The following is an 11,869-nucleotide window of genomic DNA, read 5'->3' on the forward strand; positions in this document are numbered from 1 at the left end:
TCTTTTGGCTCATTTGCTTCAAAAGCCTGCTTTTCGCAGGCCATCACGGTAGTGATCTTTCTGCCATTGCTCCTTGAACGGCACGGCGGTCAGCCAAGTATCCACATCGAAGTCGGGATTGGTTTCCCGAGCCTTGCGCACGAAGCTCTTCGCCCTTTTTTGGTCGCCAATCATCGCCCAGCTTGCGGCGGAGAGGCGGTTAGCGAGCCCTCTGTCGGCCATGCGCTCGATATAGGATAAGGCTTGCTCGTACTCTTCGAGGCAGTAGGACGCGCCGGCTGCTGTCCAAAGGTAGACATCGGGACTCAAGGGGTTGAGCTCGATGGCTTTTTCGATTTTCTCGAGTGCTAGGCCGGGCTTCGATGCATGGACAAGGGTGTCGGCGTAGTCCGCGGTGACATCGGCATAATGGGGGCTGAGGGTCTCGGCCAACTCCAAGGCCTCAACGCTTTCATCAATGCCGCCTAAGAGCATCTTAGCAACACCGAGTTCTCTGTAGCCGCCGACCATGTCTTGGCCAGCCGCGATCGCTTTGTTAGCATGTTTCTCGGCTTCTTTCAGAAGTTGAGCGTCTCCACGTGCCGTGATTAGCCATTCCCTTGAATAAGTTCGAGCGATACCGCTCAATGCTGGCGCGAAATAGGGAGAGTGATTGAGCGCTGCTCGAAATTCTTTGCGTGCACGGCGAATATCTGGAAGACCAAGGTTCTTGAGATGTCGCTGTCCGAGGAGGTAATGGTGGTATGCGGTCGGGCTTTGCTCGAAATATTCCCGCGCCAGCTCGTTGCGCTCTATTTCCCCGGTGATCGCCATGGAAATTCGGCGAGCTATCTGACGCCGCTGGACGGCCAGACTGTCTTTTTCCATGTCGTAACGGTCCGCCCAGATGACCTCATCGTTTGCGAAGTAAACCAACTGCACGAAGAGGCTGCATTGGGTGCCCTGGCCTGAAAGCCTGGTATCGAGCACGTAGGAGATGGAATGCTGCGCGATCGTGGTGGCCTTATCCGACTGCCGGCTGATCTGGGCGGCCGTGTAGGGAGCGACCACAGACACCGAGGTCAAGGAACATAGCGCGATGGTGACGTCCTCAATAAGTGCGTCAGCGAAAGGGAGCAGAGGCTGGCGACCGGCAATGCTCTCCACTGGCGGCAGGAGTACAAGCCTCGGCATGGGGCGCTTGAGGCCTGTGTTTGCTTTAGCGCCCAACTGGTCCCCAATTCCTTGCTGCGAAACGGCAAGGAGAGTGCGCTGCTTCTCAAAGACCTTTTTGACGACATTCAGGGCATGGACATCGGGATCGAGCGTCAGGTTACCCCACAGCTTCTGTTTCTGGCCTTCGTAGATGTTTCGGAAGGCCTCTACCTTGCCCTCGGTGGAATAGGTCTCCGCAAGCAAGCTGACGATCATCTCGTCATCCGGGTCGTGCTGAAATATGCGCAGGGCCGCATCCTTGACGAGCGCGATAGCTTGCGCAGATTTCGCGATCGGTATCGCGGTGATCAAGGCTTCCCGCAATCGGGATAGGTGTTGTACCCTTTGCTGTCCAATCCAGGCTGAAAGTGCGGCTCCTGTGCTGTCGACGTTTTCGAGAAACGCATGACTGAAAAGTCCGACTAACGAGCGCAGATCAATCAGCGGGTCCGAAACAGGCGGGGCTTCGAATCCCGCTATGTCGCAGTCGATAGCTTCAGTGTTGAGCTTTACATCGGAAGCAGTGATTTGAACGAATTGATGACCCAATTCCTGCTGGCGGCTGTCGATCCTCGACAATGACTTGCGCATGTTGGTATATGCCTGCGCCGGCTCAACCGCGTCCCATAGCAGCTTCGACAACGCCGTCCGCGATTGGGCACGTTGCGGGTGGACAAATAGGTAGGCAAGCATGATCAAACCCTTTTCGGAGAAGGCAACAGCGTTCCCCGAAGGATCAACGAGCCGCAGTTCCCCAAGTGTCAGCAACCTGAACGCCATTGATCCCCACTACAGTTCGGTCATGGTTGTCCAAAAGCCCAGATCTGCGATCTAGCTGTTCAACCTAACGTCCACCGATGAACGCCCTTCCGGGGCAATAGGAAGAAGCTCGTCCATCTCGGCCATAGCCTTGACGAGCGCCACAATCTTTTGGCGGACGTTTGCATCGGGAATTTTTAAAAACGACTGGTTTAGGGCCATGCCCTCGCGGGATTGAAGAAATTGCGAAACGTAGCTCATCGTCGTGAAATCTCCGATGCCTGCCGTGGTGACCAGCTCTTCACTCTCTTGGTAGAAGAAGAAGCTTGGTGGGACGCCGAGGACATTTGCGATCTTTTGCAGACGGCTTGCGCCAACACGGTTCGTGCCCTTCTCGTATTTCTGCACCTGTTGAAACGTCACTCCGAGTTCGTTCGCCAACTGCGTCTGGCTCAACTTCAGCATCATACGACGCATGCGGATACGACCGCCCACAAACACGTCGATCGCATCGGGACTTCTCTTGTGGACCATGGACGAACTCCTAACACGAAAAGTTTTATAGTTCCGAGAAACGAAGTCGGCGTCGCTCGGGAAACGCGCGTTTATGCTACAGCTTGTATTGAAATTCAGTACAATTTCAATCTCTGGTGTGCACACATTTAAGAATTCAACAAGATTACTTAAGTCTAGCAAACGCTGCTCTGACGCTCCTGAATAAAAATGTAGGTGATGGATTGCTGTCGTTGGCCGCGTGCACGCCAAATTTCTAGGATTGAAGACTCAGGGTAACGGGCGCCGTTGTGGCAGTTCTGTGAGGCGGTAACTCAGCTTGGGGATCAGGTTCGAAAGCGATCGCTGAAAGATGAGCACGGAGTTGGTCCATGTTCAAGGCGCTCATCCGAAAGAGCTACATCGTGGGATGACTTCTCGTCCTAGACTGCCCGCAACTGCTGAGGCAATGGATCGGCGGAGGGGTGCGGAAGCAATTCGTTTGCGCTTGCGGTCTCAACGCGATTCCGTCCAAGGGCTTTTGCGCGATAGAGCGCGCTGTCAGCGCTCGCAAGCATCCCGGCGAGGTCGTTGCAGTCCGGTGCCGCGAGGCCAACACTGACGGTGGCCAGAGTTTTCAAGCCCTCTGTTCGAGCGGCTGCTTCGGCGAACCGGTTTGCGATCGCCGATCCGCGACTAAGAGCTTGAGAATGATCGCACCGTGGCAGAAGCGCAGCGAATTCCTCACCGCCCAAACGGACAAGAAGCGCGTCCGGGCCTGCTTCTTCACGGGCCTTGTCGGCGAACAGCTGCAAAACCTTATCTCCGGTTGGATGTCCATGACGATCATTGATCGCCTTGAAATGGTCGAGGTCGAAGGCGAGCAGTGAGACGGGGTCACCATGCCGCTCCTGCAGCATCCGAGATGCCTGCTCGAAAAAGGCGTGACGGTTTGCAAGCCCGGTCAGTTGGTCGGTCTGTGATATGCGGAGCAGGTTGAGCTTTTCCTCCTCTCGTATAATCATCAAAAAGGACATTGGCATCGCCACCGAGTACAAGACAGCCTCGTACATCGTCGCCTTCCCGATGATGGAGATCATATCTTGCCCGTAGCGCTCAATGAGAACAGGGGCAATGAACGCTCGGGCAAAATAGAACAGGGCATGGAAGGCCGAAATCGTTACTGCGACCGGACGGGAGCGCAATCGCTGCACAGTGCGGCTGCGCAGGAGCATCCATGCTGTCAGGCCGCAGGTCAGAGCGATGGGGATAGACGAGACATGGTTCCAGAATGCGGCCGGGAAGTGCGTGCCAGCGATTGCCCAAGCGATGGCTAGGAAGCTTAGCGCTGCGACGGACGAGCAGAAATGCCGTTGACCATCAAGCCCGGCGACTGCGTTAAGGACCAAGAGGTATCCTGACATCATCAGGATGTTGATCGCCGCCATACCCAGCACGACTGGAAAGTGGCTGCGGTTCATTGCGAGCATGCACCCGAGAACGAACGCGAAGAGTGCCGCGGCCAGAACACCAAGCACACGTGCGCGACCTGGATGGGCCTGCCTTTCCCAAAGGAGAAGCGAGGCTGACACCAGCAGCGTTCCGACGGTCAAGTACCAAAGGGTTTGTAAATCGATCTGCATTGCTCTGCCTGCCTTACGTCAAAGCCTACAGGGTGGTCTCTATAAGATTCCTTACGTCGTCTCGTATATCGCGGATATGGTTGGCGTAACGTTAAGCGTGCTGGGTGCTAAAATTAAATCTAGTGATGTGTTCAGGCGGAAGGGTTTGGCGGCTGATTGAATGCGGCCGTCGACGGGCCTGCCTGGCGAGAGTAGATGGTCAGTCAGATCTCGCAACGGTCCATATCGCAATGTTTCGCGGCTCCACCAACAAAGTAGCTAGGTTGCCATGCCAAGCCGCTCGATAGGGTCGATTTAGCTAGACGTTGAGAAAGTTCTCCCCATCTGTGCATGTTTCATGAAGCTGGAAGACGTTGCCCGCGAAGCACTCGCGGTACCTTTACACGTGCTTAAACAATCGTTGCCGGCACGTGCCGTGAACAACTACTCATCCGATAAATAATCCCACTTTAGCGGTTTGATCCCAGGCAAGCGGTCTTGGTTCAGATCACGCCATCCGCCCAATAGTCGCAGCCCTGCGAATTGCCTCGATCATGAGGGCGAGCGAGGTGAACACTGCAGTATCCGTCCGCATTGTCAGGCCTACGGGGCCGCTAGTATCGGAGGTGTTGAAGGGCAGAATCGCAAGTGCGCCCGCTGCGACGTCGTCGACGACTACACCTTCTGAAATGATCCAGATGGCGTCGCTCATGCGGACATAGGCGCGTCCAAACGAGTCTGAGACTGTTTCGATCTGCGTCTTCGGCATCGCCACGCCCTGTGCGATCAAAAACTGTTCGACGATCGGGCGGATTACCGAATTGCGGGTCGGCATCAAAATTGGGTAATTTGAAAGTTCGGTGAAGAGATCGGCCTTGCCTGACAGCAGTCGATGGCCGGGACGAACGACGAAGACAACCTGCTCCGAGTAGAGGTGCTCGAAGCTGAGGCCCGTCATTTTCTCCGGTGTGGCAAGTCTACCGACGACAAGATCAAGGTCACCCTGGCGCAATTGCTCAAGCAGGATAGCGTTTTCTCCAGTGACAATCTTAATGGGAGCCTGCGCTGCTTCAGCGAGAAAGTGCGTCATGGCCTCGGGCATGATGCGCGCTGATACCGTCGGCAGTGCGCCGATGCGCACCGGCGGGTCGGTATGCGCCGCTTCCCGTGACACAGCGTCTACCGCCTGGCGAAGGGCGGCCATCGTGGCGCCCGCATGGCGCAGGAAGATATCGCCGAGACGCGTCGGACGAATACCGCGACCTTCGCGTTCGAAGAGTGCGACGCCTAACACATCCTCGAGTTCTCGCACCGTCTTGGTGACTGCCGGCTGGCTGATATGCAGCACGTTGGCAGCTCGCATGACGCTCTTTTGTCGCGCCACCTCGATAAAGGCTTGCAGATGCCGGAGCTTGATACGTGGATCGATGAGAGAAGCCATAACCACCAAGTTATGAGAAATGCCGAAAATCTCATTTTACTTAACCAGCGCGATCTTGCAATCTCCGCATAAGAGGAGTGAGAGATGAATTTTCTTCAGGTCGGCGATGCCGCGATTCACTACCGGACCAAGGGTCTGTCGGCTGGCAAACCGGTCATCGCGTTCGTCAACTCGCTTGGCACGGATTTCCGTATATGGGATACCGTCATCGACGAGCTTGGCGATGCTTATGCCTATCTGCTTCACGACAAGCGCGGCCACGGCCTTTCCAGCGTCGGAACGCCGCCCTATACGATAGAGACTCATGCGGACGATCTTATCGCCCTTCTCGATCATCTGAAGATCGGCGAGGTCATCGTCTGGGGGCTTTCGGTCGGTGGCCTCATCGCGCAGTCGGTTGCGATAACACATCCCGAGCGCGTTGCGGCCCTGGTCCTTTCAAACACAGCGCAGAAAATCGGCACGGCCGAGATGTGGAATGCGCGTATCGACGCCGTCCGCGCAAACGGGCTTGAGAGCCTTGTCGATCCCGTGATGGAGCGTTGGTTTACCCCTGCATTTCGCCGCGACGACAATCCGCTTTACGCGGGCGCTCGCGCCATGCTGCTTCGCCAGTCGGCCGAGGGCTACTGCGGCACCTGCGCGGCGATCCGCGATGCCGATTACACCGATGCTCTTGCTCGTCTCGTTGTCCCAACACTTTGCGTCGCTGGCGATCAGGATGGATCGACTCCATCTGAACTCGTAGAGTCGCTGGCCGGTCTCGTTGCCAACAGCTACTTTGTTAGGGTCTGCAACAACGGACACATCCCGCCGCTTGAGCAGCCGACTGCCTACGCAGCTGCGGTCGCGGACTTCCTGAAGGCCCTTCCGCCAGGCGATACCGAACCACTATCCGTCGACCGCCACAGCCGCGGCATGGCCACGCGCCGCGCGGTGCTGGGCGATGCCCATGTGGACCGGGCGAGCGCGCAGGCGACATCCTTCGATCAGCCATTTCAGACATTGATCACCGAAAGTGCCTGGGGCACGGTCTGGTCCAGCGATCGCTGGACAAAGAGAGAGCGCTCAAACGTGACCATCGCGCTTCTTGCAGCACTTGGGCAATATGAGGAGATGGCGATGCATGTCCGGGCGACCGCCAATACCGGTTCCAGTGAGGACGATATTCGCGAGGCGCTGATGCATGTGGCGATCTATGCTGGAGTGCCTGCCGCCAATCATGGCTTCAAGATTGCCAAGCAGGTGCTGGCAAACCGAAACGCATCCTCCCCGCTGAAGGAGCAGACGACGTGAGCAATCATCCACCGGAAACCGGCCCCTTCTTTGCCCGTGATCGGGAGATGCAGCCGCAAGCCTACACGCCCTGGTACAAGACCTCCGTTTTGCGCTCGCCGCAGCGTGCGCTGATTTCGCTTGAGGGCACCAAGAGCGAAATCAGCGGCCCGGTTTTCGGTCATGGGTTGCTGAACCCGCTCGATAACGACCTGATCCTCAACTATGCCAAGCCCGGCGAAATGCCGATCGGGCCGCGCATTCTCGTGCATGGCCGCGTGCTCGATCAGCGCGGTGCGGGTGTCGCCGGTGCGCTTTTAGAGTTCTGGCAGGCCAATGCCGGCGGGCGCTATCGGCACAAGAAGGAGAGCTATCTCGCCGCCGTCGATCCAAATTTTGGCGGTGTCGGTCGCACCATCACCGACGGGAATGGCTATTACTGGTTCAAGACCATTCAGCCCGGTCCCTATCCATGGCCGAATGGCGTGAATGACTGGCGCCCGGCCCATATCCATTTCTCGGTCTTCGGTCATGGTTTTCAGCAGCGGTTGATTACCCAGATGTATTTCGAGGGCGATCCGCTCATCTGGCGGTGTCCGATTGTCAAGACGATCCCTGACGTGGATGCCATCCGTCGATTGATCGCGCCGCTCGACATGAATGCGACCATTCCCATGGATATGCGCGCCTACAAGTTCGACATCGTGTTGCGTGGTCGCCGCTCCACCTTCTTCGAGAACCGCCCGGAGGGGAACTGACATGGTGCAGCCGCTCGATTATCTGAAGGAAAGCGCCTCCCAGACGGCGGGACCCTACGTCCATATTGGCTGCACACCGAACTTCGTTGGCATCAACGGCGTCTTCAAGCAAGATCTCGGCGCGGGAAAACTCTATGACGACCAGGCCACCGGCACCCGCATCACCATTCGTGGCACCGTCTTCGACGGCGGCGGCTATGCGCTGAAGGATGCGCTGGTGGAAATCTGGCAGGCCGATGCTCAAGGACTCTATAACAGCCCGAGCGAAACGGCCGGCGCTCCCGACCCCCATTTCACCGGCTGGGGCCGGTCGCCTGGCGATATGGATACCGGTGAGTTCCTCTTCGAAACGATCAAGCCCGGCCGCGTTCCATTCAAGGATGGACGCTTCATGGCGCCGCACATCACCTTCTGGATTGTCGCGCGCGGCATCAATATCGGTCTACATACGAGAATGTATTTTCCGGAGGAGGACGCGGCAAACGTGGCTGATCCAGTGCTGGCCCGCATCGAACACAAGGACCGCGTTCCGACGCTGATCGCAAAGCCGGATGGCGAGAATGCCTATCGCTTCGACATCCGCCTGCAAGGCGATGGCGAAACTGTCTTCTTCGATATATGACCGCGATGACCCTCTCGCCCTTTGATCATCCTTTCCTCTCCGGCCTCTTCGGCGATGCCGAGATCGCCTCGCTGTTTTCTGCAGAGGCCGATATTGCCGCTATGATCCGCTTCGAGAGGGCTCTGGCACTGGCCCAGGCAGATTGCGGTATACTCGCCGTCGATATTGCGGAAACGATCGACGCGGCGCTTGGCACCTTCGTGCCGGATATGGCCGCGCTTGCGGATGGAATGGCGCGTGATGGCGTCGTCGTTCCTGCGTTCATTCGACAGATGCGCGCGGCAGTCGGTGGGGTGGCTGCGGAGAAGGTGCATTTCGGTGCAACGAGCCAGGATGTAATCGATACCAGCCTGGTGTTGAGACTGAAAGTAGCGAACGACATCATCCAGGCTCGGTTGGATGCGCTGATCGGCGATCTCGACGGACTTCTGGAACGCGACGGCGACAAGCTGTTGATGGCGCATACGCGGATGCAGGCTGCAATAGAGATCAAGGCTGCCGACCGGATCGGTGCCTGGCGATCACCCCTGGAACGGACGCGATCCCGGCTCGCCCATTTTGCCGTCGACGGTTTTGCCTTGCAGTTCGGTGGTGCGGCGGGAACGCTCGAACGCTTCGGTGATGATGGTCCGGCTTTGCGGGCTGCACTCGCCGGCCGTCTCGGTCTTCACGATCAGGCTCAATGGCACAGCCAGCGTGACATGATCACGGAGTTCGGGGGGCTGCTGTCGCTTGTCACCGGCAGCCTCGGAAAGATTGGCCAGGACATCTCTCTACTTGCCGAGGCAGGGGCCGAGATAAGCCTCGCAGGGGGCGGCGGGTCTTCCGCCATGCCGCACAAGCAGAACCCCGTTGCAGCAGAACTGCTGGTCACGCTGGCGCGCTTCAACGCAACACAGGTTTCGGCGCTTCATCACTCGCTTGTTCATGAGCAGGAACGGTCGGGTGCCGCCTGGATGCTTGAGTGGATGACGCTGCCACCCACGGTATTGGCGACCGCCTCCGCACTACGGACTGCGCGCCGACTGCTAGGCGACATCAGACGGATCGGGCGAGAGCCTGAAGAATGTGGCGGTCATCACACTTAGGAAATGACCTGCGAGAGAGGGTGTTGAAACATGATCGCTGCTTGCCGCGTGATGTTTCCTTATGCGTTGAAATAATTGGATAAATAGGAATAAAGTCGCTCTGACAATCAGTCGTAAAAGCTGCATTTTCACCCTTCCTGAGCGTTGACTTTAAAATGAACTAACTGGTACAAACATTCGGAGGTCGGATCTGGAGGGGCTTAGGAGAGCTCTTCTTGAAACACAGACCGGCAAGAACAAGGGAGCGTTCGAAGCCTGAGTGCGGAGAACGGGGAGACGACCCAACGGCGGGCTGATGCCTTAACCGGAAGGTTGCGGAGGAACCATGTCATACAGTCTCGACTTCTCGGCGGTCATCGATCGCCTTCCCGAGCTGCTCGTCGCATGTCTTGCCACCATAGGCCTGGCGCTTGCCGGCATGTCGCTGGCGACCGTCATCGGGATTTTGGGCGTCGTAGCACGTCGGTCACGCTTCAAGCCGTTGCGCGGCTTTGTCATCGGCTTCGTGGAGCTGATCCGCAATACGCCCTTTCTGGTCCAGATATTTTTTATCTTCTTCGCGCTGCCGCAGCTCGGTCTGCGTCTTAATCCGACAGTGACTGCTATCGTCGCGCTGGCGCTTAATGGTGGCGCCTATGCGATCGAAATCATTCGCGGGGGTGTGGATGCCGTCCCAAAGGGGCAGGTGGAAGCAGGGCTCGCGCTTGGCCTCGGTCGCGCGCAAATCTTCCGCCACATCATTCTCAAGCCTGCGCTGCGGGCAGTCTACCCCTCGCTCACCAGTCAGTTCATCATGCTGACGCTGACGACCTCCGTTTGCACGTCGATCGCCGCTTACGAACTCACCTCGGTGGCGCAGAAGATCGAAGCGGATACCTTCCGCTCCTTCGAAGTATATTTTTCCATCACGCTGCTCTACCTCGTGATTTCCTCGCTGATGATGGGCGTCTTTGGTCTCATCTCGCGCATCTCTTTCAGCTACCCGGTCAAGTGAGGAGACGATCATGGCAAGCATCGGCCCCAACGAACTATTCTTCCTCATGCAAGGCCTGAAGTGGACCATCGCATTGACCTTGATCGGCTTTGCTGGTGGTGGTGTCTTCGGCCTTCTCGTGGCATTGGCCCGCACTGCCGAAGTCCCATCCATCCGTCGCGCAACGGCTGGCTATATCGCGGTCTTTCAGGGTACACCGCTCCTCATGCAGCTCTTCGTGGTTTATTACGGCGTGGCTCTGCTCGGCTTCAACATCGATGCGTGGATCGCTGTCGCCATCGCTTTCACACTGCATGCCAGCGCCTTTCTTGGTGAAATCTGGCGCGGTGGTATACAGGCTGTTCCGAGGGGGCAGACGGAAGCGGCTCGTGCGCTCGGCCTGCATTACAGGTCGATCATGAAGGATGTTGTCCTGCCGCAGGCATTGCGCATTTCGTTGCCGGCCACCATCGGTTTCCTGGTGCAGCTCATCAAGGGCACGTCGCTCGCTGCCATCGTCGGCTTTGTCGAATTGTCGCGCGCTGGCCAGATCGTCTCCAATCAGACGTTCCGTCCGCTTACCGTTTTCGCCATCGTTGGCCTCATCTATTTCCTGATCTGCTGGCCGCTCTCTCTTTGGGGTGCCGGCGTTGAGAAACGCCTTCAGACCGCCGCTCGATAGAGCGTCGTGGAAAGACCCGTCGGCTTTTCGAAAATCGGCTTCGATTTTCCGGACGATGGTGGAGGAGATCTACTTTCGTGACCATGCATTCATCAGTTTACAAGGAGGATAATATGATGAAATCCAGCATGACTTTCGGTCGCCGCAGCGTACTTGGGCTAATAGCCGCCGCTGCCGCTCTGCCCTTCATGGCCCCGGTCGATGCCGCGGCCGTCACGCTTGAGGAGGCGAAGGCGAAGGGCAAGGTTGTTATTGGCATTCAGGGCGACAACTCGCCTTGGGGCTTCGTCAATTCTAGCGGGGTCCAGGATGGCCTCGACGCGGATATTGGCAAAGCCTTCGCCAAAAGCCTCGGTCTTGAAGCCGAGTTCGTACCGCTCGCCGTTGCCAACCGTATTCCGGCGCTCATGACCGGTAAGGTGGACGTACTTTTTGCAACGATGGGCATGACGCCGGAGCGCGCCAAGACGATCCAGTATTCGCAGCCCTATGCCGGCAACGTTCTGTCGGTCTATGGGCCCAAGGACAAGAAGATTGCCGGTTTTGACGATCTGAAGGGACTGAATGTTGGGGTACCGAAGTCGAGTGCCATGGACACCGCCATCACGGCGGGCGCAGGCAACAAGGCAAGCATTCTGCGCTTCGACGACGATGCCGCCAATATTCAGGCGATCGTCTCCGGTCAGGTCGAGGCCGTAGGGGGCAACCAGTTTTATGGTGATCGCCTGAACGCTGCGGCCCCCGGCAAGTATGAGTCCAAGTTCGACCTGACGACCCTTTACAATGGCGCGGGCACCCGTCCGGGAGAGAAGGACTGGAACAAGGCCATCAACACCTTCCTCGAAAAGATCAAGGCCGATGGTGAGTTGCAGGCGATTTACACCAAGTGGATGAAGCGCGAGGTTCCGAAGTTCCCGGAATCGATGCCTGACGTCCCCTTCACCGTGGAGTAAGGGAGGTTTC

The 11,869-nt window shown here is 57.5% G+C and carries 11 protein-coding genes; 7 read left to right on the forward strand and 4 right to left on the reverse strand.

The genetic code is table 11. The annotated features are described in order from the left end of the window. Positions 1–18: 18 nt before the first annotated feature. From AC07U5_RS21315 to pcaQ, 4 genes are all read right to left on the reverse strand, one after another. The gene (locus tag AC07U5_RS21315) at positions 19–1,974 is read right to left on the reverse strand and encodes an AfsR/SARP family transcriptional regulator (protein ID WP_494724197.1); all 1,956 of its coding nucleotides are present in this window, start codon (positions 1,972–1,974) and stop codon (positions 19–21) included. Positions 1,975–2,025: 51 nt separating this feature from the next. Further along, positions 2,026–2,487, reverse strand: coding sequence for a helix-turn-helix domain-containing protein (locus tag AC07U5_RS21320; RefSeq protein ID WP_062599751.1), 462 nt, complete (start codon positions 2,485–2,487; stop codon positions 2,026–2,028). A 401-nt stretch (positions 2,488–2,888) separates the two neighbouring features. After that, positions 2,889–3,680, reverse strand: a complete 792-nt coding sequence (locus AC07U5_RS21325; RefSeq protein WP_494724198.1) for a GGDEF domain-containing protein — start codon at positions 3,678–3,680, stop codon at positions 2,889–2,891. A gap of 895 nt (positions 3,681–4,575) precedes the next feature. Continuing rightward, a complete protein-coding gene (pcaQ, locus tag AC07U5_RS21330) occupies positions 4,576–5,508 on the reverse strand; it encodes a pca operon transcription factor PcaQ (RefSeq protein WP_062424466.1) in 933 nt (310 codons plus the stop codon). Positions 5,509–5,592: 84 nt separating this feature from the next. Here pcaQ and pcaDC point away from each other — a divergent pair, with 84 nt between their 5' ends. The 7 genes from pcaDC to AC07U5_RS21365 all read left to right on the forward strand — a co-directional run bounded on the left by pcaDC (position 5,593) and on the right by AC07U5_RS21365 (position 11,859). After that, positions 5,593–6,804 carry a bifunctional 3-oxoadipate enol-lactonase/4-carboxymuconolactone decarboxylase PcaDC gene (gene pcaDC / locus AC07U5_RS21335; protein WP_111846547.1) on the forward strand — a complete coding sequence of 404 codons (1,212 nt, stop codon included), beginning with the start codon at positions 5,593–5,595 and terminating at the stop codon, positions 6,802–6,804. Then, on the forward strand, positions 6,801–7,541 hold the full coding sequence (gene pcaH, locus AC07U5_RS21340; RefSeq protein WP_494724199.1) for a protocatechuate 3,4-dioxygenase subunit beta: 741 nt from the start codon (positions 6,801–6,803) through the stop codon (positions 7,539–7,541). The genes pcaDC and pcaH overlap by 4 nt, the downstream gene beginning before the upstream one ends. 1 nt (position 7,542) lies before the next feature. After that, positions 7,543–8,163, forward strand: a complete 621-nt coding sequence (pcaG, locus tag AC07U5_RS21345; protein ID WP_494724200.1) for a protocatechuate 3,4-dioxygenase subunit alpha — start codon at positions 7,543–7,545, stop codon at positions 8,161–8,163. Positions 8,164–8,168: 5 nt separating this feature from the next. After that, on the forward strand, positions 8,169–9,251 hold the full coding sequence (locus AC07U5_RS21350) for a 3-carboxy-cis,cis-muconate cycloisomerase (protein WP_494724201.1): 1,083 nt from the start codon (positions 8,169–8,171) through the stop codon (positions 9,249–9,251). Between the two features lie 325 nt (positions 9,252–9,576). After that, on the forward strand, positions 9,577–10,245 hold the full coding sequence (locus AC07U5_RS21355) for an amino acid ABC transporter permease (RefSeq protein ID WP_062424470.1): 669 nt from the start codon (positions 9,577–9,579) through the stop codon (positions 10,243–10,245). Between the two features lie 10 nt (positions 10,246–10,255). Beyond that, positions 10,256–10,906, forward strand: coding sequence for an amino acid ABC transporter permease (locus AC07U5_RS21360; protein WP_113326509.1), 651 nt, complete (start codon positions 10,256–10,258; stop codon positions 10,904–10,906). Positions 10,907–11,019: 113 nt separating this feature from the next. Then, entirely contained in the window at positions 11,020–11,859 is an 840-nt protein-coding gene (locus tag AC07U5_RS21365; protein WP_494724202.1) for a transporter substrate-binding domain-containing protein, read from the forward strand. The last annotated feature ends 10 nt before the right edge of the window (positions 11,860–11,869 follow it).

It is taken from the genome of Agrobacterium sp. GW821-FHT02D03 (assembly GCF_059421725.1).

Excerpts from the sequence above, each read along its gene's own strand:
- AC07U5_RS21315 (WP_494724197.1), bottom strand. The coding sequence starts at position 1,974 with ATGGCGTTCAGGTTGCTGACACTTGGGGAACTGCGGCTCGTTGATCCT.
- AC07U5_RS21320 (WP_062599751.1), bottom strand. The coding sequence starts at position 2,487 with ATGGTCCACAAGAGAAGTCCCGATGCGATCGACGTGTTTGTGGGCGGT.
- AC07U5_RS21325 (WP_494724198.1), bottom strand. The coding sequence starts at position 3,680 with ATGCTCCTGCGCAGCCGCACTGTGCAGCGATTGCGCTCCCGTCCGGTC.
- pcaQ (WP_062424466.1), bottom strand. The coding sequence starts at position 5,508 with ATGGCTTCTCTCATCGATCCACGTATCAAGCTCCGGCATCTGCAAGCC.
- pcaDC (WP_111846547.1), top strand. The coding sequence starts at position 5,593 with ATGAATTTTCTTCAGGTCGGCGATGCCGCGATTCACTACCGGACCAAG.
- pcaG (WP_494724200.1), top strand. The coding sequence starts at position 7,543 with ATGGTGCAGCCGCTCGATTATCTGAAGGAAAGCGCCTCCCAGACGGCG.
- AC07U5_RS21350 (WP_494724201.1), top strand. The coding sequence starts at position 8,169 with ATGACCCTCTCGCCCTTTGATCATCCTTTCCTCTCCGGCCTCTTCGGC.
- AC07U5_RS21355 (WP_062424470.1), top strand. The coding sequence starts at position 9,577 with ATGTCATACAGTCTCGACTTCTCGGCGGTCATCGATCGCCTTCCCGAG.
- AC07U5_RS21360 (WP_113326509.1), top strand. The coding sequence starts at position 10,256 with ATGGCAAGCATCGGCCCCAACGAACTATTCTTCCTCATGCAAGGCCTG.
- AC07U5_RS21365 (WP_494724202.1), top strand. The coding sequence starts at position 11,020 with ATGATGAAATCCAGCATGACTTTCGGTCGCCGCAGCGTACTTGGGCTA.